Source organism: Lysinibacillus sp. NPDC093216 (genome assembly GCF_050280325.1).
Taxonomy (GTDB): domain Bacteria; phylum Bacillota; class Bacilli; order Bacillales_A; family Planococcaceae; genus Lysinibacillus.
In genome coordinates this window covers 165,624-187,612 of sequence record NZ_JBNNVB010000005.1, presented here as the reverse complement: position 1 = coordinate 187,612, position 21,989 = coordinate 165,624, and the positions used below count along the sequence as shown (strand labels likewise).

19 protein-coding genes and 1 pseudogene are annotated in these 21,989 nt (G+C 34.9%); 11 read left to right on the top strand and 9 right to left on the bottom strand.

What is annotated here, in order from left to right; translation table 11 throughout:
* Positions 1 to 161: 161 nt before the first annotated feature.
* Complete coding sequence (locus tag ACQKOG_RS08545; RefSeq protein WP_402868954.1) at positions 162 to 581, top strand: DUF4183 domain-containing protein; 420 nt, start codon at positions 162 to 164, stop codon at positions 579 to 581.
* 29 nt (positions 582 to 610) lie between these two features.
* Positions 611 to 931 carry a DUF4183 domain-containing protein gene (locus tag ACQKOG_RS08540; RefSeq protein ID WP_402868952.1) on the top strand — a complete coding sequence of 107 codons (321 nt, stop codon included), beginning with the start codon at positions 611 to 613 and terminating at the stop codon, positions 929 to 931.
* A 148-nt stretch (positions 932 to 1,079) separates the two neighbouring features.
* Here the strand turns inward: ACQKOG_RS08540 and ACQKOG_RS08535 are convergent, their stop codons facing one another.
* Positions 1,080 to 1,694 carry a pyroglutamyl-peptidase I gene (locus tag ACQKOG_RS08535; protein ID WP_402868950.1) on the bottom strand — a complete coding sequence of 205 codons (615 nt, stop codon included), beginning with the start codon at positions 1,692 to 1,694 and terminating at the stop codon, positions 1,080 to 1,082.
* 578 nt (positions 1,695 to 2,272) lie between these two features.
* Between ACQKOG_RS08535 and ACQKOG_RS08530 the strand changes: the two genes are divergently transcribed.
* From ACQKOG_RS08530 to ACQKOG_RS08510, 5 genes are all read left to right on the top strand, one after another.
* Complete coding sequence (locus tag ACQKOG_RS08530; RefSeq protein WP_402868948.1) at positions 2,273 to 2,728, top strand: chemotaxis protein CheX; 456 nt, start codon at positions 2,273 to 2,275, stop codon at positions 2,726 to 2,728.
* 358 nt (positions 2,729 to 3,086) lie between these two features.
* Entirely contained in the window at positions 3,087 to 3,209 is a 123-nt protein-coding gene (locus ACQKOG_RS08525; protein ID WP_255505077.1) for a hypothetical protein, read from the top strand.
* Between the two features lie 103 nt (positions 3,210 to 3,312).
* Complete coding sequence (locus ACQKOG_RS08520; protein ID WP_370077367.1) at positions 3,313 to 3,804, top strand: cytochrome c oxidase subunit II; 492 nt, start codon at positions 3,313 to 3,315, stop codon at positions 3,802 to 3,804.
* On the top strand, positions 3,791 to 5,452 hold the full coding sequence (locus ACQKOG_RS08515; RefSeq protein WP_370077366.1) for a b(o/a)3-type cytochrome-c oxidase subunit 1: 1,662 nt from the start codon (positions 3,791 to 3,793) through the stop codon (positions 5,450 to 5,452). The genes ACQKOG_RS08520 and ACQKOG_RS08515 overlap by 14 nt, the downstream gene beginning before the upstream one ends.
* 265 nt (positions 5,453 to 5,717) lie before the next feature.
* Positions 5,718 to 6,416 carry a hypothetical protein gene (locus ACQKOG_RS08510; RefSeq protein WP_427445980.1) on the top strand — a complete coding sequence of 233 codons (699 nt, stop codon included), beginning with the start codon at positions 5,718 to 5,720 and terminating at the stop codon, positions 6,414 to 6,416.
* A gap of 79 nt (positions 6,417 to 6,495) precedes the next feature.
* Here ACQKOG_RS08510 and ACQKOG_RS08505 read toward each other — a convergent pair whose 3' ends face one another.
* Positions 6,496 to 7,347, bottom strand: coding sequence for a CPBP family intramembrane glutamic endopeptidase (locus tag ACQKOG_RS08505; RefSeq protein ID WP_402868942.1), 852 nt, complete (start codon positions 7,345 to 7,347; stop codon positions 6,496 to 6,498).
* A gap of 872 nt (positions 7,348 to 8,219) precedes the next feature.
* Here ACQKOG_RS08505 and ACQKOG_RS08500 point away from each other — a divergent pair.
* A complete protein-coding gene (locus ACQKOG_RS08500) occupies positions 8,220 to 9,506 on the top strand; it encodes a helix-turn-helix domain-containing protein (protein ID WP_402868940.1) in 1,287 nt (428 codons plus the stop codon).
* Positions 9,506 to 10,696 (top strand): MFS transporter, encoded by a 1,191-nt coding sequence (locus ACQKOG_RS08495; RefSeq protein WP_370083733.1) that lies wholly within the window; start codon positions 9,506 to 9,508, stop codon positions 10,694 to 10,696. Before ACQKOG_RS08500 ends, ACQKOG_RS08495 begins: the two co-directional genes overlap by 1 nt.
* Positions 10,697 to 11,607: 911 nt before the next feature.
* On the opposite strand, the gene ACQKOG_RS08490 is transcribed toward ACQKOG_RS08495, so the two are convergent.
* The 7 genes and pseudogenes from ACQKOG_RS08490 to ACQKOG_RS08460 all read right to left on the bottom strand — a co-directional run bounded on the left by ACQKOG_RS08490 (position 11,608) and on the right by ACQKOG_RS08460 (position 19,785).
* Positions 11,608 to 12,861, bottom strand: coding sequence for an MFS transporter (locus ACQKOG_RS08490; protein ID WP_427445977.1), 1,254 nt, complete (start codon positions 12,859 to 12,861; stop codon positions 11,608 to 11,610).
* 465 nt (positions 12,862 to 13,326) lie between these two features.
* Positions 13,327 to 14,763 carry a carboxypeptidase M32 gene (locus ACQKOG_RS08485; protein WP_427445975.1) on the bottom strand — a complete coding sequence of 479 codons (1,437 nt, stop codon included), beginning with the start codon at positions 14,761 to 14,763 and terminating at the stop codon, positions 13,327 to 13,329.
* Between the two features lie 192 nt (positions 14,764 to 14,955).
* Complete coding sequence (locus ACQKOG_RS08480; RefSeq protein WP_427445973.1) at positions 14,956 to 16,107, bottom strand: RNA-guided endonuclease InsQ/TnpB family protein; 1,152 nt, start codon at positions 16,105 to 16,107, stop codon at positions 14,956 to 14,958.
* A gap of 50 nt (positions 16,108 to 16,157) precedes the next feature.
* Positions 16,158 to 16,361 (bottom strand): annotated as a pseudogene (locus ACQKOG_RS08475) (IS607 family transposase); the annotation flags it as partial.
* Positions 16,362 to 17,242: 881 nt separating this feature from the next.
* Positions 17,243 to 17,683, bottom strand: a complete 441-nt coding sequence (locus ACQKOG_RS08470) for a hypothetical protein (RefSeq protein ID WP_370082155.1) — start codon at positions 17,681 to 17,683, stop codon at positions 17,243 to 17,245.
* A 248-nt stretch (positions 17,684 to 17,931) separates the two neighbouring features.
* Positions 17,932 to 18,936: a serine hydrolase domain-containing protein gene (locus ACQKOG_RS08465; protein WP_427445971.1), complete on the bottom strand. Its 1,005-nt coding sequence runs from the start codon at positions 18,934 to 18,936 to the stop codon at positions 17,932 to 17,934.
* Positions 18,937 to 18,960: 24 nt separating this feature from the next.
* Positions 18,961 to 19,785 carry a MerR family transcriptional regulator gene (locus tag ACQKOG_RS08460; RefSeq protein ID WP_370082159.1) on the bottom strand — a complete coding sequence of 275 codons (825 nt, stop codon included), beginning with the start codon at positions 19,783 to 19,785 and terminating at the stop codon, positions 18,961 to 18,963.
* A 184-nt stretch (positions 19,786 to 19,969) separates the two neighbouring features.
* Between ACQKOG_RS08460 and ACQKOG_RS08455 the strand changes: the two genes are divergently transcribed.
* Together ACQKOG_RS08455 and ACQKOG_RS08450 are read left to right on the top strand one after the other, a co-directional pair.
* Positions 19,970 to 20,566 (top strand): TetR/AcrR family transcriptional regulator, encoded by a 597-nt coding sequence (locus ACQKOG_RS08455; protein WP_427445968.1) that lies wholly within the window; start codon positions 19,970 to 19,972, stop codon positions 20,564 to 20,566.
* A gap of 62 nt (positions 20,567 to 20,628) precedes the next feature.
* Entirely contained in the window at positions 20,629 to 21,771 is a 1,143-nt protein-coding gene (locus ACQKOG_RS08450) for an MFS transporter (protein WP_427445966.1), read from the top strand.
* The last annotated feature ends 218 nt before the right edge of the window (positions 21,772 to 21,989 follow it).

Genomic DNA, 21,989 nt, shown 5'->3' with positions numbered 1-21,989 from the left:
TTCAAAATGGTTGCACAACTAAGCAATTTATTATTTTCTTCATATTTTAAGGTAAGGCAAATTAAGTTTTAAAAAAGTTTAATGTGTGATTGTAATACTAATAATAGTGAAAATTACAAAGTTAACTTGGGGAAAAAATAATTAAATGGGGTGATAAAAAAATGGTGAACTTTAGGAATCACCAAAAACTCGAGCAAAAATGTGGATGTGAAGACCGGTTTATTTGGCCTCGTATAAAAGCTAGTACTCTTCCTCCGGTAGACCCTCCTCCAGTCATTGAACCTAATGGGAATATCATTCCAACAGTAAATAGATATTTCTATATTGCTACATCAGATATTAATTTAACGAATGGGGCGACACTATTTGCTAGTCAATTTTGGGGTGATGATGGGAACACAGCAATTGAATTTATGATTTTCAATCCGAATGGCTACGTTAATCTTTACATCAACGCCGTAATGCAGGAAGGTGGAATTTACACTATAACTCCAACCTCCTTAACTTTAAGTCCAGATAATTCAATAATTTATAGAGGTACTCCAATCATCATAGAATCAATAGGATTTTCTACAATGTAAGTAACATACCTGAAAGGGGGTGAAAATAAGTGGCACTTTCTATTATTAATATTCATGTCAATGTTACAGGTACTTCGGCTAGATTTTTCAATGTTTTAGCTGCACCCTTAACGATCTCTGATGGTACAACGGTTGCCTCTACTACCTTTTTAAATGATAGCGGTTCTGCTGCAACTACTTTCCCGATCGTAACAAACGGGTACTATAATTTATATATAAATGGGGTGCTTCAGGAAGGTGGTTCTTACTCAGTTTCTGCAACAGAATTAACATTCCATACTGTTACAGGCACTTTACCAGCAGGAACTCCAATTATTGTTGAGGCTGTTGAATTAGTGACTACACTTTAATCGCCTTAAGTAAATCAAAGATACTTTGTTTCATGAGTAAAAGAATAAACCTCATATAAATAAAAAAATGGATGCCTTAAAATATTTTAGGGCATCCATAAATACAAAACGATTTGTGTGTTGGCTAATTCACATCGTATGAGCAAAATCAATCATTCGTTGAACGAATTGTCTCCTCGATACAAAGCTTAATGGAAGTTATTAAATCTTGAATATTCCATCCCGGTATTTTCCCATGCTGAATCGCCAAATCGAATGATGCAGGAATATGAATAAATCCAGCGCGGACCCCCTTATGTTGCTTTGCGTAAACTAGCCCCTCATACATAATATTGTTGCATAAATAAGTACCTGCCGTATTTGATATTTCTGCTGGATACCCTTCTTTGCCTAATCGATTCACCATATTTCTAATAGGTAAATTCGTAATATACGCGTCTTCACCACCATCATAAATGCTTTCATCTGTTGGTGTATAACCATTGTTATCCGCTTCACCATCTTTAATATTAATCGCAATTCGCTCTGGCGTTATTTTAAAACGTCCTCCAGCTAATCCTAAGGAAATAATGATTTGTGGCTGTATCTCGGCAATATATTGTTTCAGTTGCTGAGCAGATTGCTGAAAATCCACAGACAGAATGCGTCCTACAATTTCATAGCCATCCATCACTTCTCCATGTAAATTTTCTACAATTTGCATTGTAGGATTAATTTTATACTCAAGAAATGGTACAAATCCTGTTAATAATATTTTTGTCATTGTCTTCACCTAATTTCTCTAGGACGTCGCTGTATCGTCCATCCATTTTTATTTACTGTTTCTGATACTGTAACCTTAATGATTACTGATTAAACGAATGAATCACTTACCCTATTTGTATTGATATACGTTTTTGTTTAATTCTACAAAAATACTATTCACATTTACAATATATTTCAGAAAAAAACAAATAATCCTTTTCTTTTTATTACATTGAAAGGATTAAAGATAAATATTATTCAAAAAAAGCATGGTCTCAAAATTACTCGGACCATGCTCTATCTGTATAAAAAATTGAAATTCTATTATTTTAAATGTGCAGTCGTCTGTTTCATGACGTGTGTTCCCACTCCAATATAGATAACCACTGCCGCTCCAATAAATACAAATGTCATCGCTGACCGCTCCTTTTTATATAAAAATTTTTATTCGAAAAGACTTTAACGTCCATTTATTGATTTTGAAAATCATTCTCATTAATATAATATAAATTTCCCATTAATTCGTCAAGACATACTTTCATCTTACCCATTTAACATGGTAAGATGTAGAAAAGTCGGAAAAAGGATGCGGTAATGATGAGTAATTCGAAGTACTTTCAAACTATTTTAAACGGGACAATTCACGCTTTAAAATCGATCCTACCTATGGATATAGAGGTGAAAACACCTAGTATTATTTCTGAACCATTTCAACAACAGCAAATGGGTGTTTTAATTGGTTTAATAGGAGATTTAAAGGGCCGTGTAATCATTGATTCCTCTCCTGAAATTTTTAGTGGCATCGGCAATACAATGTTTGGTATGCCTCTTGAAGGAGAAATGTTGGAATCCTTTACAGGGGAATTCGGAAATATGATTGCAGGAAATTTATGCACTACTGTAGGACAAGAAAGCTTAGAAATTGATATCACACCGCCAACAGTGATGGTTGGCAACACAAAGTTATACGGCTTTGAAAAGGCATTTGTACTCCCTGTTACAATTCCAAGCGTTGGTCCGCTGACAGTTCTTTTAACAATTGAAGGAGAATAGAGTACTAGAATATCGAACTGTTCCAAATGATATATCCTATGCCAATACATTAAACATTTATGACCATGCTTTATCATTCTCTATAATTAACAATGGATGCTCCATTAGGCTCAAGTCCAAATTTCAATTAGTAAAATCTTTCGAAAAATAAGAGTTTTTAATAATAATTCCTCTAATTCTAACCAATAAGTGGCTATCTCAATGACTATTGAGGTAGCTATTTTTTATTCCCCCCTCAATTTTTCACATTTTTTTCACATATTTCGCCAAGATGTGTGATTTTTTTCACATCAAAAAGAAATTTATTTATATATCATGGCAATAAGAAAGACACAATAAAAGCGTAGGAGGAGCAAAAATGGCAAATAAAAAAAAGTCAGATGAAAATTTAAAAGGTTCACTCTATGCGGTATTTGGAGTAGGAATCATCATTATCTTGCTTTGGGTGTACTGCTTCGATTTGTTCATCAATCGTTTTTAACTTCCTTTCAGCGGGTTTCCACTGAAAGAAATTAAAGCCTCCGGCGGATGACACGGAATTATGCCGAGGCATAATTGATTCTACTAAGAAAGGACAGAGACATATGCACTTACATAAGTATGAGAAGTATTGGCTTGTGTTCGGAGTCGCTACTTTAGTAGCATTCCTTATCATTCTAGGCATCGGTGCATTCCATCAAGGCTCACATCCGAACAATGGTAAAAAAACACTAGATTATGAGAAAGTAAAAGAATTTGCACCCTTCGATAACCCGGGTGTACATAAAGTAGAAGGTAAAGATTGGGATTACGAAGTAGTTGTTTTAGCTTCAGCATTTAACTACAATCCTCCAGAAATTGAAGTGCCACTTGGAGCTAAAGTGAAATTTATTGCAACGAGTGCAGATGTAATGCACGGTTTTGAAGTTGCAGGTACAAATATTAATATGATGCTTGAACCAGGTTACATTTCTGAATATGTAACTACAGTAAATAAAGAAGGAGAGTTTTTAATCGTATGTAATGAATACTGTGGTACAGGACATACGATGATGCACTCTATGCTAAAGGTGGTGAAGCCAAATGAGTCTAAATAATAATTTGACGAAAGTGGATCGTCGTGATGCGAAGCTAGCGATGGCACATATTTACGTGGCATTCATCGCATTGTTATTAGGGGGTCTTGCAGGTTTATTACAAGTTTTCGTTCGTTCTGGTCAATTTACATTACCAGCAGGCATTGGTTACTATCAAGTTTTAACCGTACATGGTGTTTTACTCGGTCTTATTTTAACAACATTCTTTATTTTTGGTTTCCAAATTGCTAGTGTTAGCCGTACGTCAGGGACTTTTTCAGACGGTCAACGTCGCCTTGGCTGGATCGGCTTCTGGTTAATGACTATCGGTACAGCAGCAGCTGCAGTAATGGTTCTACTGAACGAAGCATCTGTTTTATATACGTTCTATGCTCCACTGAAAGCTCACTGGATATTCTATTTAGGCCTTACATTAGTCGTTGTTGGTTCTTGGGTTGGCGGCGCAGGTCAAGTTTTACGTTATGCACAGTGGCGTAAAGAAAACAAAGGTAGTGGACAACGAAGCCCATTACTGTCATTTATGGTTGTTGTCAATAATTTAATGTGGTTCGTAGCAACTCTAGGTGTAGCTGTTTCTGTTCTATTCCAGTTACTTCCATGGTCCTTAGGCTTTATCGAACGTGTTGATGTAGCACTATCCCGTACATTGTTCTGGTATTTCGGTCATGCCCTCGTATACTTCTGGTTATTACCAGCATACATGGTTTGGTATGTCGTTATTCCGAAGGTTATTGGAGGGAAAATTTTCTCTGATTCTTTAGCAAGACTGTCATTTATGCTGTTTTTAATTTTTTCTGTACCAGTTGGGATCCATCACCAATTAACAGAGCCAGGTATTGATGGCACATGGAAATTCATACAAGTTGTTTTAACATTTGCGGTAATCGTACCATCCTTAATGACAGCCTTCTCGATGTTTGCAATGTTCGAATTACGTGGTCGTGAATTAGGTGGGAAAGGGCTTTACGGTTGGTTTAAAAAATTACCATGGAAAGATGCTCGTTTCTTCGTGCCATTTATCGGTATGTTAGCATTTATTCCTGGTGGCGCAGGCGGTATCATTAATGCTTCTTACCAAATGAACCAATTAATCCATAATACTATTTGGGTTACAGGGCACTTCCATTTAACGATTGCAACAACAGCCGTTTTAACTTATTTTGGTGCGGCATTTTGGTTAATTCCATATTTAACAGGTCGTACATTGACTAAATCTTTGAACAATCTTGGTAATTTTGCAGCTATTTTATGGGCTACTGGTATGACAATTATGTCTTCCGCTATGCATATCGCTGGTCTGATCGGTGCACCTCGTCGATCTGATTACTCTGAGTATGGCGGTGCTCAACAAGCTTATGATTGGATTCCTTATCAAATCGCTCAAGCTGTTGGTGGTACGATACTATTCATCGCTATCTTAATCATCCTTTATATTGTGGTGAAATTAGCATGGTTTGCACCAAAAGGCGAAGAGGAATTCCCAGTTGGTGAAGTACATGAAAACGGTGGTACTACTCCAGCTATCTTAGAGAACTTTAAAGTATGGCTTGTTATTTTAGTAGCATTAATTTTATTTGCCTATACTATTCCAATTATCGATATTATTTCTAATTCCCCTCCTGGCTCTAAAGGCTATAAGCTTTGGTAACAATCTCTTGCATCTTCATAAAAAGCGATTTCTCTACTCTGTAATATTAAAAACAAGTTATGATGATTTCTTACATCATAACTTGTTTTAATGTTTCACATTATATAAATATGTTATAAAAATGTACATTACTAAATTCAATTTTAGTAGTGTACATTTTTATTTTGCTTAACATTTCTACTAGGATTTAATAAAAGGGTTAACATTTATAATTGCAAGAAAAAAAGTTAATATAGAACAGGCGTTCTTTTGGAGGTGTTAGTAATTGTATTGGTATGAGTATTGTCCAAAACATATTGAAAGCAAATATGAATTATTGGTATTTAGAGATAACCAACCGTTCCTTTCCTTGTCGGATTATTACTTTGATTGTGTAGGGAGAATCGATAAGAGTTCTGCAACTTCTTATTTGAAATGTTTACTTCCCTTTTTCAAGTGGTTAGAGGAAGAAAGTAATTATCAAGGGCAACGAGTGGAATGGAATGATTCAGAGGAAAAGATACGAGTAGTTGTTGAGGAATATTTGAGGCATGAAATGAAGTGTAAGGTTCATGATAAAGATTCGTTTCGTTTGGTAAGTTTAACAAATAAAAGCCCAAACACAATTAGCCGTTTTTTATCAGCGTTAAAATCCTTTTATAAGTCTATGATTCATTTAAAACAATATACACATAGCAATCCATTAATGGATGGTCAAGCTTTCTTGCATAATTATAAAGAAGAATTAAAAGGTGTTCGAGATGGCAAACCAAGAATGCCTTCGGTGTCAGGAACAGAAGAACCTATATTTGATGAAGCGACATTAAGAAAGATTTCCCCTGAACGTGATGTAAACATCGCTAAAAAGAAGTATATGCAGCTTACAAAAGAAGAATTGGTAAATAGATTGCAGAAAATCAGAAGCGATGGGTCGCTAATCATTTTGAGCAGTTTAAATAGAAAGTTAATTGAGATACCAAAATAGCCTTGTTAGATTGTTTTAACAAGGCTACCTTTACTTTTTTGTTCAACTAAAGCACCATAGTTGAAGAGAAAAGTAAAGTTTATTCAACAATTGCGCTCGTTTGTTTAAGATTTTTTTGGTTACCTAATTCCACTTCAGGAGAAGATTTCTTATATCCCAATTTACCCTTTGTAAAAATAAGAATTATCAAAGCGAAAAGACCTAATCCTAGACAAACAGATAAATCAGATTCTTTCAAAGCCGGGTTAGTAAAATGAGGTTGTATAAAACTAAAAGTATTCAAACTAGCGTGAACCAAAATAACAATAAACAAATTTCCTTGTTTGGAGTTGAACACCCAAGTTAAAATGATGGAAGCAGCTAGGCATAGCACAATAAAAATAGGTAAATCGTAATAAAGAAGAGAAATGTTTGAACCCGGACCTCCTCTTTGTGCTGCGGTTAAAAAATGAGGTAAATGCCAAAACGCCCAAAGAATTCCGAGCAATAGCGTTGCTTTTAATGATCCAAACTTAGATTGCATTCGAGGTAAAGCAAAACCACGCCAACCGATTTCTTCTGGAAACGGGCCACCAAAGAAGAAGACTACAACAAGATAAATCGGGTATGTTGCGTAAAATTGCGTTGTAAGCCCTTTAGAATTTGGAATCCCTCCGTTTAACATTACAAATCCCAAATATATCACAGTAGGAATGACGATAAGTGCAAAGAAGTACCATTTTAAACCTACTTTAAGTTTCCATATTCCTTTTGTAATAACTCTCCAAGCTCCTTTTCCTTCGAGAGTCCGAATCATAATATATGTAGCTAACATAGGACCAACGAAAGCATTAAGTCCAAAGAAAACATCGAAAATTTTAGCTTTGGGGATGATATTCCATTGAGATAAGATAAATGGAATTAATACAATCCACGAAAATAAATATGCCATAACAAAGAATGAAGTTAATGGATGAGATTTTAAAATTTCTTTTAGATTTCTTGAGGTACTTTTTGATTCTGTTAAAGGTTTCAGTACAAACCACTCCCTCGATTATAAAAGACTTTGATAGGTATAATATTGGTTTTTTGATCAATAACACCTCGTAAACCCACATTTCAGGTTAAATGTCTCCCTCATACTAAGATATGTTTAAAACAGCAGAGGTATTACCTCCTTGTTCAACTAAACTGCCCCGTTAGCCATCCATGTAGCGCAAAAACCAGCGCTACACCACAGAAAATGAAAGATGATTAAGTTCTTTCATGGGAGTTGAATAGCAACAATCTTTTCGAAAACAGCCATTAAAAAAGATAGATTAGACAATTTATCATTCACAAACGAGAAATAACTTGAAAATAAAGGAGTTTTACATTTTCATTTCGCCTAACGTTGCTTCTGGTTCTTCTTCAACTAAAGCACTCCGTTAGTTGAAGAAGAAGGTTGAATAAGAACAGAGACGCTTATTATACTCCGAAAACAACACTACTACCTGAATTTTCAGAATATTAACTTTATTGTGTTAACTCCATGTTATTACTTGCTATCATTTTCGCTTCAGTTCGTGTTATTTTGCCGCCTCGCTACACCCCACTTGAAATAAAATCAGACAGAATAATAGTGATAAAAAAGTTGATTCCTTTTTATTTTCAAAGTTATCCTCCTTTCTACAACTTCTTAATACTTCCTCATTAACTTGCTCTAGAAAAGCAGAAGATTACACAATATGCCATAATTTGTTATAACTAGTTTCTCAAATCGAATACTATTTACACAATATTCAACCGATTTATTTTGATATGATAATTATAGAGGTGATTGATATGGAGCGACATCATAAAATTGGACAAACGATTAAATTCTTCAGGCAATTAAACAATATGAACCAAGATACATTGGCTGTTGGTATTTGTACAACGTCTTATTTAAGTAGAATTGAGAACGGATTAGTAGAACCAAATGAGACATTGTATAGAATGTTATTTGAAAAACTACAGTTGGATTTTACAACTTATGTAGAAGAAGGTAAAAACCAAGAGCAACTGATTGAACAAATTTATGAGAAGTTATTATCAAATGAAAAAATCAATGAAGAAGAGATGGAGCAGCTTCATTTACTTTATGTACAGCGTACTTCGCCAAGTTTACAGATGCAAGTAGACTTAGTTTATTGCCGGTACTTATTGAGTCAAGACTGCATGGAGGAAGCAGGTGGCATTTTAGCCTCATTAGATGACTTACTATCACCTAGTGGCTCAAGAGAGTGGCAATTATTTGTTGCAGTCAAAACATATTATGAACTAATGATCGGAAACTACGATGCGATTTTAAATCGAGAGTTCCAATCAAACAGCAAGTTTCACTTATCCAAAAGCTCTTCTTTTGAACAAGCAAATTATGTCTACCATTTAGCTTTTGCTAGCCATCGCGCTTATCAATTTTCACTCGCAAAACTATATATACAAGAAGCCATTCAGTTATTTAAACATCAATATAAGCCATTATTTCAATTAAAGCTCTATTCAATGTATGGCGTTATTTTAAATGGTTTAGGTCAAGTAGAAGATGCTTTAAAAGAATATCATGCAGCAATTGATTTACTACATCATGTCCCATCAATTGCTACAGATGTTCAGTGGTCATCCATTTATAACAACCTAGCATTTGCATACGAATCAGATAAACAATATACGAAGGCAATTACATATTACGAAAAGGCACTAACATACAAAAAGGATATTCATACGCTAATAAACTATACGCGTACCATATTATTTGGCGGTGAACAGGAACTTTTTTCAGAAAAACTTCATGAGCTTTCAAAAAATGATTTTACTCAAGGTACTCATCAGCAAATGCAATTCTTTTTAATGCAAGCGTTTGAACAAATTGATGGGCTAGAAAGCTTGGAGGAGTTTTACAAGATAGAGAAAAAAGTTTTTAAGTATTTTATAGAAGAACAACATATTGAATTGATTTTGTCTTATGGTCCTCTTGTTGCAAAAATGTATGAAAACTCGAAACAATATAAACGTGCAGTAGAACTTTACCGTCTTTTATTTGAAACAAGTGAGAAAATGCGACAAAGAGTTGCTGGAGGCTATCATTGATGAAGTGGTCGAAGCATTATGTGTATTTATTAACCGGTTTAGGTGTTTCACAGTTAGGTAACTGGATTTACTTAATTGCTTTAAACGTGATGATCTGGAATTTAACACATTCTCCAGCAGCTGTAGCTGGCTTATATATTATAGGTCCTCTTGTTCGAATCATTTGTAATTTTTTCGTTGGATCTTATATTGATCGTTGGAACAAAAAGAAAACAGTTATTACAACGGATTTGATACGAGGATTCTTCGTTTGTCTCATGCCTTTTGTTGACCAACTATGGCTTATTTATGCTCTAGTAGGCGCAACAAATATTGCAAGTACCTTTTTTGGTCCGAGCAGTACGTACTTAATATCTGTGCATGTACAAGAAGGACATAAGCAACGTTTTAATGCGCTTCATTCTACATTAAGTTCAGGTTCGTTTATGGTTGGTCCGGCACTCGCAGGGCTTATTTTAGCAACATTCAGTACAAGTGTGGCAATGTGGGTGAATGGAGTGACATTTTTTATTTGTGCCTATTTATTAAGCTTGCTTCCGTCTGAAAATAAAACGAATACAAGTCAATCATCAAAAATAACTCTGTTAACAATTAAAGAGGATTGGCAAATGACAATCACTTACGCTAAAAAGCTTCACAGTTTTACACGATTAATCGTGATTTATTCAATAGCCCTCATGATTGCTTTTGCATTAGATTCACAGGAAATGACGTTTCTGTTAGCACACCTTGAAATTTCTGAAAGCTTATACGGTATTACCGTAACCGTTGCGGGAATCGGAGCAATTGTTGGTGGGCTATTGGCTACTGCTTTTGCGAAAACTTTTAGTGTCATGGTTTATCTAAAGGTTGGATTTTTTCTTTCTATGCTTAGTTATTTAGGTTTTTATTTAGCAAACTCTTATGTTATAGCTGTCATATGTTTTGTCACATTAGGGATGTTTATGGCTTTCAGTAATACTGGATTTGCTACACTCTATCAATCAACGATACATCCAGATGTGATGGGGCGCTTTAGCAGCATGTTGAATTTAATTCAAAGTATTCTCCAGGTACTATTTACAGTTGTAATAGGGCTTTTAGCTGAATGGTTTTCACTTCAATGGACGGCTGTTATTTTCGCTAGTTTCGCTGTACTTTTAGCGGTAGGTACTTCATTTATAAGTTTAAAAGAACAGCAAACCTCATGATTTTTAATCGAGCATTTTAAAATGGAGGCACAAGATGATTTCATATAAAGTAACATGTATCTTTTGTAAGAAAGATTTTCAGATTCTAGAAGGAACAAATAAATACCGTGTCTACAAGCAGAATATGGCGGGAAGATATTCGTGTGATATTGTGACCGTATTATACAGCATGAAGCAAAGAAAGCTTTAATGGGCAAATTACAATAAGTAAACTAGACAAGTCGTTTTCATTAGCAAATCTAATCGTGTAACTCATTATATCTTTCTTTTTACTAACTTGTTCAACCAAATTACCTGTTAATTTAAGTATATTACTTCATAAACTCAATTGAATTTTAACATCAATATCCAAATACTTTTTATTTAAAGGTATTCAAGAAAATGGCCCGATTGTTGAACAAAAGTTAAACAACGCTCTTCAACTAATCTGCCCCGTTAGCTTAACAACTTCCTATATAGAAAGTTATGGTATAATTTTCTATAACTATAAGGAAATGAGGTTTTTTCTATGCCAGAAATTAAGTGGGGATCCCCATTGAGTTTAGCTTGTTTAGGTGTATTCCTTGCTGGACTAGGAATCTTTTTCAAAGCAATATGGAGTACTTTTTTGTAACAGACTATTTTAGTCTGTTTTTTCATTGAATAAACTGGAAAGATAATAATTCTTTTGTTTAGTAAATGACATAAAAGCTTATTGAGCTAACCTGCTCCGTTAGTATAATAAGAAAAAGAGCTGTCTAAAACAGCTCAATGATCTTCAAGTTAAGCACCCGTTAGCACAATAAGGGGACTCGTCAGATTTATGCGGATTTACAACGATAAGACTTCAATTTTTATACACGATTTTATTCATCAAAGACGATGGTGCAACATTACTTAATACAATTCCTTACCTTTATTAAATCCATCATTCAGCTACTTTTGGATGCAGCATAAATTGGACTGATTTTATCCATTGCTACTCCTTGTTTTTTATATTTAAAAATAAACAAGCCATTGACTAATAAAACCAATGATCCAAATGCCAAGGCTGCCATAGAGTTCCATTCAGAAATCAAACCAGATAGTATAGTCGCTAACATTGCTGCAATTCCACCTAAAACGTATATGGAACTTCGAACCCTGGCGATCAAATGGTCTGGAGTAATGCCCTGTTGAACAGTTATCTGAACAACAAATGCCATAGAAAGTGCCCCATCAAAGATTATCATTCCGAAACACATGACGATAAATGAATTTGATATCAATAATAAGATTCCAAATGAAGATATGATCATTAAAGTACTGAGAAAGTATAACCAGTTTGCATTTTTAAATTTGTTCATTATAAGTACGCCAACGACATTTCCTATACCAGCACAAGATAACAGTATTCCAATATACTCTTCTGAAAAATGGAGAGTATATTTAGAATGAATGATAACACTAAGCACAATAAAACTGGTTGAAAATCCGAGTACCAAAGCCGAAATCGTCGATACAATTTGAGCTCCATTAGCATAGAGGTACTTTACACCTTCTTGGGAATCCCGAATGAAACTCTTCAGTTTCTGTTTTCCCTTCATGGGCTTATCATCCGTTTCCTCACTTATATTTCGGTATTTTATAAGTGAAATAAATAACATTGAAATAAGTAATAAACTACCACAAATAGTTAAGGTAATGTTCGGGCCATATTTCGCAAGTATAATTCCACCTAAGGCTGGACCAATTAAGGTTACAATCGCATCAGCGGCTTCTAATGAATTATTAGCACTTAATAAACGTTGCCTCCCAACAATTTTAGGTACCATAGCTGAAAGGGCAATATTTAACATCAATCCCACTAAACCCATGAAAAATAATATTGGCCCAATAACAAAAAGGCTCGTTATATCGATTGTTATTAAATATGCCAATAGAAACAATAATATAGCATATATTAAATTACAGATCGAAGAAATCAAAACAAGGTTCTTTTTCTCAATCCAAGTACCTATTGGAATAGAAAAAAACACGGAACTAATTCTCTGAAATAAAAGCACTAATGAAGTCATTAATGGCGATCCAGACAGACCCAATATGATAATAGGTATGATTAGCTCGCGAAAACGTTCACTTAGAATTTTAGATATATTATGAAACCATAACTTCCCAAAATCAGCATTAATCATTAAATTATTCAATTTGAACACCTCTATAAAATTTGATTTACCACCTTCCTCTTATTTAAAATCTGAGTAATCAATCTACTATACTCATAGCATATCCTCCTTACAAAACTTCATATATATATTATTACATAGAATATTCCTTAGAATCGATAATACATATTTGGATTTATATTTCCCACTCTTATCCAACAAAATGGCCCGATTGTTGAACAAAAGTTTAACAACACTATTCAACTAATCTGCACCGTTAGTTTAATAAGGTATAATTTAACATCTTAATTGTACTACACTTTAATTTCGCAAATATATCTAAATTTACTTTTAATCACAAATAAAAGCTGAACCAATAAAAAATTAGTTCAGCTTGAAAATAACTATTTATAATGTTGCACATTTCATAAAGAATACTGATGTAACAAGTGCATTACTTTAACTCTTGACTTTTAATAAAATATAGTTGAGAAATCGCTTTTTCCTTTAAAGCTGATACAGCTTTGTATACTTTTCTTGTAAATAGTGTGCTAAATACTTTGCGTTTAGGCCTTCGCCTGTCGCATTCTGTAGCAATTCGAATGGCTTCTTAAGCGCACCGTATTGATGGACTTTGTCTGTTAACCACTCTCGAATTGGAAGAAGCTCACCCTTTTCTAACAGCTCATCAAAGTTTGGAAGATCTTTATCCATTGCATGTTTCCATTGTGCAGCGTAAATCATTCCTAGAGCATAGGATGGGAAATAGCCAAACATGCCCCCTGACCAGTGCATATCTTGAAGTACCCCTTTTGCATCTGTTTCAGGACGAATGCCTAAATATTCTTCGTATTTATCATTCCATACTTGCGGAAGATCTTTCGCTTGAAGATCGCCGTTGAATAGGTCGCGTTCAATTTCATAGCGAATCATAATATGTAGTGGATATGTTAACTCATCTGCTTCGATGCGAATAAACGACGGCTCCACCATATTAATTGCTCGTAGGAAGTCAGCTAATGCTACATCCCCAAATTGTGCAGGTGAATACTTTTGAAGTCGCTCGTAATTATGCTCCCAGAACTTTTCGTTCCTACCTACAAAATTTTCATAAAATAAAGATTGGGATTCATGTATTCCCATAGATGTACCCTTGGCTAACGGTAAACCATCAAGCTTCACATCGATATTTTGTTCATACATGGCATGCCCACACTCATGGATTGTTCCAAAAATTGCTGAGCGGAAATCATTTTCATCATATTTCGTTGTAATACGATTATCTCCATGATTTAAGCCAATCATAAATGGATGTACACTTTCGTCTAAGCGACCTGCATCAAAATCATAGCCAAGTTGCGCTAACATTTCTAATGATAATGCACGCTGAGATTCACGAGGGAAATGCTTAAATAAAATGCTTGTATCTGGTTTATTTGGTGAAGCTGCGATTTTTTGCACAAGAGAAACGATTGTTTCACGTAATTCACCAAAAACTTGATCTAAAACATCCGTTGTCATATCCGGTTCATATAAATCTAGTAATGTATTGTACGGAGAACCGTTTTTAATACCCCAATATTGTATAAATTTCTTCTGCCAGCTTATAATTTCCTCTAAATAAGGTAGGAATAAAGCAAAATTATTAGCTTCCTTTGCTTCTTCCCATGCTGTTTCTGCTTTAGATTGTAGAATGACGAATTTCTTATATTCATCAGCCGGAATTTTTTTATTTTGATCATACTCTTTACGTACTTCCTCAACTAAACGCTGCATAACATCATCGAGATCTGCCTTTTGCCCCTCTAGATCCGTTAGTAATTGCCCTAACTCTTCACTAGTTTGCATGTCAAATAAGGAGGCAGATAATGTTCCAACTACCTCTGAACGCTGAGCTAACCCCTTTTTAGGTGCACCTGTGCGCATGTCCGATACGAAAAACATATACATCTCTTGAAAAATGTAAACATCTCTACTGTGACACAACTTATATCTTCCGACTTTCGTTTTTGTGTCTTCCTTATTCTCCGAGTCTGGTTTCGCAAAAAGCTACTGCCATTTGGTATGACTCTCCAAAGGCTTAAATTCCGCAGTATCGTTGCGTACACATCTAAGGTTAAGTGTCAGTTAAATTCCTTAGATTGAGTAATTTGCTAAGTTAATGCTTGCGTTCAAATCTCTATCCAACTTTAATCCACAAGAACAGATAAATAATCTGTCTTTCAATTTCAAATCGGTTTTGATTTGTCCACAACTAGAACAAGTTTTTGATGATGGAAACCATCTGTCGGCTTCAACAAATTCAATTCTGTATTTTTGACATTTGTATTGAATTTGCCGTTTGAATTCATATAGCTTTTGCCCGGCTACCGCCTTCGCCAGATGTTTGTTTTTCATCATACCTTTTACATTTAAATGTTCCATTACAATACGAGATGGTTTGGTTTTCACAATCTCATTAGAACTCTGATGTAAATGATTTGTTCGGATGTCGTTAAGTCGCTTATATAAATTACGGATTGCAGTGTGTTGTTTTTGAATATTTTTCATATTCTTTAAAGGTGTTTTATAGATTGGCTTTCGGTTTTTAGTATACTCTTTCGTGTTGGCTTCGAGCTTACGAGCTTGTTTTCGTTGCTCTCGTTTTAACTTTTGCTCTAATCGTTTGACTTCTTTGGTTTTGTTGATGTTCTTTTTGAACTTGCCATCAGAACAAACTGCCAATTTTTTGCTCCCTACATCAATTCCTAAACTTTCGCCTGTCAAATCATATTGCTCAAATTCTTGCTCATATCCAATGGATAGGAACCAATTTCGTCCGTCAAATGAGATGCGTGGATTCGAATATTTTTGACCCTTTTTAAGCTTAGGAAGCGCAATGTAAGTTTTTACATTGCCAATCTTTTCACCTCTAAAACCTTCATTTGTTCGTTTTAAACTTTCATAATTTACATAAAAGCTAACTTTACTTCTTCGTCTGCTTTTGAACCTTGGCTTTTCAGTCAAGCCTTCGAACCAACGCTTTCTAGCAATATCGGCATCTTTCACCGCCTGTTTCATCACATTGCTTCCGACTTCCTTTAGCCATTTATGCGTTGATGGTTTCAGTTCGTTATTGATTTTCTTACGAACTTCGCCCTCTTTGACTGTACGCTTCTCATCGTGATAAATACGTTCGCTTTCAGCCAAGAAATAATTGTAAGCCCATCTCGCGGTCCCTGCAGACTTCCAAAACAAAACTTCTTGTTCTTTAGTTGGTTTTAGTCTTATTTTTGTCGCCAATATCATTGTTTTTCCACCTCGTCAATCAATCGTTTAGCTTTCTTTGGCCGAATAATTTTTTGACTTGGTGTACTGACTCGACAATAGCCAATTACCAACTTTTGTGTGTCTAGTGCATAGCCGAACTGTTTTAATTGTACAACAGAGTAATATCTCGTACCGCCAGAAGATACATTCTCGCACTTTGTTTCCATTCTTCTTAGCGTTACAACATTTACACCAACACGTTTAGCAAATTTCTCAATGGACATTAATTCCATGTGTACCACCTCTCTTTCACTATGATAAAATCACATTACCCTGTTTAGAGAGGTTGCTAACATTTTTATATTTACTTTGTATATATTTTTCTTGTTCACACGAAGGCGCAACCCTCAATGCAGTCTTTCTCTCACGAGTAGACCTCTTATGCTTTCACATAAGCGCAGACTATATCTTCATCTTATCTTCTAAATAAGAGCCACATTTTTCTTCCGCCATTCGCTTGCGGTTTTACTCTCCCTCAAGGAGATAGTCGTTGAACGTCTTCCATGTCTCATTAGAGATTTAGGAGTTCGCTGCTAAACATCCATTGCCAAAGCACTTAGCGCTACCGTTTTCCGTTGTCACGATGATCCTTTACGGACACTGAGTAATTTTTTTCAGCTTATGCTATCCTTGTTGTTTTTTCTGCTTTCGCACCGTTACGTCTGCCGTTTCCAGTTCCGCTTTGGTCACAAGGCTTTAGGAGTTAAAAGCAATTAACGTGGAGTTCGCACCAATCGCTTGATACGAAGGGTATTCTGTTATAAATCTATATTTCTATACATATTTGTATAGTTTTATCTAAATTTGTCACGACAGTTTAGTTACCCAATAAATCACACTTAATGCTTCTCCGTAGTGCTGCATTTTTTTTACATAATCAGTAAATTGTTGAACAGTCATACTTCATCCTCCTTTTCACGCTACTATTTTATCATATTTTCGAAAATTTTGTATATTATGGACTTTATAGTATTTTTATAGCAATAATAACTGTTCACAATTTTATATCTACAAAACTATTCTATTGCGAATGGCATATACAACCGCTTGTGTTCGATTCTCTGCACCAATTTTTTGTAAAAAGCGAAAGAAACATTTTAAATCCATATTTATTTCATCCCGTAAGTTGTTTGTATCTCATATAAATAATATACCGGCGAGCACATACACTACCAAGCGGTATAAACATAAGAGCATTCGTTAATGATATGACAGCATGCTCTTTTCCCCATTTTGCTGCAAGTAGACGCAAAAGAAGAATGCCAAGAAATAATATAACTCCAGCTACAGAGCTTTGTGTAGTTACGATTCCACTTTCATGATTAACACGAATTTTTTCTAATTTTCCTCTCCATATCCCGATACCTATGCCAATTATTAAACAAATGAAGTACAAGACAAAGCTTATCGGCGTTAATTTATCTGAATTTAAAACGGAAGTACACGTTATCCCAATTAACAAAATCGGTATTATCCACATTCGAGTTGGTCTAACTTTTTTCTCCCTTAACATAAGAAGAATAATGACTAAAAGGATAACCAAATAACTACTCATTTCTTTCCCTCTCTTTATTTAATAAATTCTTAATAAAAGTATAATTTAATAGAAGATAAAAATAGTCCATTTTTTAGATTATTTTTTGAACTACTGTCCTCTCAAAAAAACCTCCCCGGTTAGGAATGTAAATGACTTTTGCCACCTTTTCATTTCTACTCGGAGAGGATCAACTTAATTGTAAGATTGGGTATAAGAAGTTGTTATTTGGATAATTTATATATCTTCTTTTATGTACAACATAAATATTATAATACTGCTGGAATTATATACTCTTTAATTAATGGCCATCTATCTCGTGGATTCATGATGAATTCTGAACTTATTGCCACAACCATATTCTTCTTCGGTATACAACAAATCATATTGCCTCCATCCCCCATTGCTGAATATGTAGAAAGTCCATTTTCTTGTCGTAGCCACCATAAATAACCGTAATTATTATGGTTCATTTCCGTGGATTCACGAATCCATGTCTCTGAGAGAACTCTATTATCATCCCAAATGCCATTGTTTAAATAAAGGTAGCCAAATCGTGCCATATCACGAGTAGTTAATGTTAGCCCCCATCCACCTGTCGAATGACCGTATGGATCATGTACCCACCCCTTAACGTTTTTCCCGAATAAATCATCAAACCCATATGCGTTCATTTGATAGTCAGGAATTTCCTTCATGCCAAGCGGTGTAAACAAATGTTCATTAGCGAACGCTCGTGCACTCTTACCTGTACTTTCAGTAAGAATAGCTGACAATAAATGTGCGCCAGCTGTAGAATATTTAAATGCGCCTAAATCACCGTTTTCACCCATTATATCAAGTGTATATTTTATCCAATCCTGCTGTTGACATAGAACATCTAGTGGCTCATGCCAATCCTCAAATGGATATGGTACTGTCATCGTGAGAAGATGTCGTATAGTAATCTGTTGTTTCTGCTTATCAGCATCAGAAATATATTTAGGGAAAAAATCTAACACCTTTTCTTCAACGCTTTTAATATACCCTTTATCAATAGCGATGCCTATAAGCGCAGATATTACACTTTTGGTAACAGATGCTACATGGTGACATTTATCAGGACCTTTGCCGTTAAAATATTTTTCATAGGCTAAATGACCATTTCTAATAATTACAATGCCATTTATATTGTGATAATCACTTTTTACCATGTGCTCAAGCTTAGAAAGCTTTTCATTATTCATATATATGCTTTCAGGCTCTACCTTGTGCCAATTTATTGTTGTTTGCATAGGAACCTCCTAATGGTCGTTTTGTCATTTTTTCTTTACAGGAAAATATACCTCAGTAATATAATCCCCAGGGGAGTTTGCTTGATGTGGATCTGTTACATATATTTCATATGGCGGCAATATCAATTCATAACCCTCGTTTTCAATCCACTTCATCAAATTAGCATAGACAGATGTTAATTCGGGATATGCTCCCTTTAAAACGGATTTAGCACAGAGGCTACCAGGCAAATCTCTCGTTCCTTTGATAGACTCAGCTATTGGAATAGCGAACTCAGTATCATTACCAGTAGGATTAAATTCAGGGCTATGGTAAATTGTCATCGGCTTACCGAGTAAAGTGAGCTGCTCCTTCGCAATTTTTTCATATAACTTGCTAAAATAGGTACCGTATCCCGATGAATAGTCATCACTGCTCATTATTAGACGCTTAAAAAGGATATTTATTGGCTTTGTTTCAACCAGCTGTACTTCGATATCGTCAAGGTACGACATAATTGGTATACCCTTTTCTAAGTTTGCAATATCATGACTTAGTTGTTTAACAAGATATTCAAAAGCCTTTAGTTTTTCTTGAATTTCATTTTTCTTTTTGTTAAGGGCTGAACAAAGCATTTCTTCGGATTGATCCTCTTCTAATTCCATCATAGTTCTAATTTCTTCAAGGGAAAAACGATAGGATTTTAAACGGTTGATATAGAGCATCCTTTTTAGTTGTTCAATGGAATAATACCTATAACCGCTTTCAGCATTAATCACATCTGGATTAATTAATCCAATTTCATCGTAATATCGAAGTGTTTTTGTGGAGACACCACATATCTTCGAGAATTCTCCAATTGATAGCACAAAACCACCTCACTCTTTGATTTGTTACTTGCTACAATTCATTTATACACCTTTCCCTTAGGGCAAAGTCAATCAAGACTTATGCTTTACTACCTTTATCTTTAACTTTACTTGACTGAAAAATTTTATTGACCGTTTAGTACAAAAAAGATATTCTATTAATGTAAACGAGAGGTGGATAAATTTGACTAAACGAGGCAGACCCCGAGAGTTTGATTATTCCTCAATTGTAGATGTCGCTATGAAAACTTTTTGGATAAGAGGGTATGAGGGGTGTTCTACACAGGATTTATGCAATGATACTGGACTCGGGAAAGGTAGCTTATACAATACTTTTGGTAGTAAACATGAACTTTATAAACAAGTATTAGAACGTTACCATGAGTTTGGAATTAAGGAACAGCAGGAATTATTAAATGCTCCAATTCCATTGAAAGAGCGGTTTTGTAATTTTTTCGAATGGGCATTAAAGGAAGATTTTGAGAATATCGATCAAAAGGGTTGTTTATTAATTAATGCGAGTGTGGAAAGAGCTAAAAATGACGTAATGGTTCAAGAAATTTTCTCACGGCATGTCGAGCTTCTTAAACTAGCTATTGAAAAAGTAATGGAGGAAGGATTACGAACTGGCGAAATTTCAAAAAAGCAAACAGCTGAGGAATTAGCTAGTCTATTTTTAAGCAGTTATTACGGGTTTCGTGTTCTTAATGTTTCGATGCAAAATCGGATGTTGTCTGAGCAAATTATGAATGGAACATTGGAATCTATTTTTGGCGCTTAGTGCGCTCTTTTTTAGCATCATTTTTGTACCAATCGTTACAATAATAAATTAGGAGTGTTTTTATGCCATCGATTATTTATTTACTAGCTCTAGCAATTTTTTGTATGACTACATCTGAATTTATGGTTGCAGGTATGATGAACGAGCTTGCTCTTGCATTTCAGGTTCCTATATCTTCAATCGGGTATTTAATTACAGCTTATGCAGGAGCAATGGTGATAGGAGGTCCCATTTTAACGGCAATTCTCTTAAGAATACGCAGTAAACAAGCTTTATTATTTTTAATGTTTGTATTTTTAATTGGCCAATCGCTCGGAGCTATCGCTTGGAACTATGATAGTATGATGGTTTCACGCATTATTACCGGTATTGCTTCATCTTCAGCATTTGGTGTTGCCATATCCTTTTCTGCAACATTGGTTCTTCCTAATTCAAGGGGAAAAGCTGCATCTATTGTTCTTGCAGGTTTAATGATCGCAACAGTCCTAGGCTTACCTATAACAACAGTTATCTCGCAAAATTTTGGCTGGCGTACGAGTTTTTGGTTTGTTTCTATTCTCGTACTAGTTTCCGGGATTATGATTCAATTGTTACTACCATCATCGCCAAACAAAGCACGTTTAAACTGGAAAGATGAGCTCATGCGCTTTAAAAATATTCATCTTTGGGCAGCGTACATAACAAGTATGTTTATTATAGGTGGTACGTTTGCAGCATTTAGTTATTTCACGCCAATCTTTACAAATATCACAGGCTTTTCAAGCGCAAGTATTCCCTATTTACTTGCTCTCTATGGTAGTGCAACAGTCATTGGGAATATAATGATTGGCAAATTTGCTGATAAGTATACAATGGAAACACTCTTGTGTGGATTGATTATTTTAATCGTAGCATTGTCTTTATTTGCTTTAGGAGCTGAGAATAAATATGTTGCAGTTATTACTACTGTTTTTATTGGCTTCACTGGAGTGGCAATGAATCCTGCTATGGTGGCGAGGGTGATGAAAACTGCTAATAATGGCACGATGATAAATACCATTCATAGTTCTTTTATTACGCTTGGTATTGTTATTGGTTCATCACTTGGCGGCCTAGGTATTAGTAAAGGATATGGCTATATATCACCACTGTGGATTGGCGTTTGTTTAGCTACCCTAGGATTACTATCATTATTCCCATATTTACATAAAAGGAAGGAAAATTAATGAGTACTGCATCACATGTGTTCCGGTGACTACCAAGCCGTTTTTCAGCAGGTGTGTCTAAACATTCACCCTATCTTAAATTGCTCAATTTGAGTTGTATATACCAAAGAAGCTCTCCTCATCGTTTTCACGATCAAGGAGAGCTTCTACTTTTATATAAATACGGGGAGTTTTACTAGCTTTCAAGTCCAATGTTAGGTTTCCAATCAAACATTTTT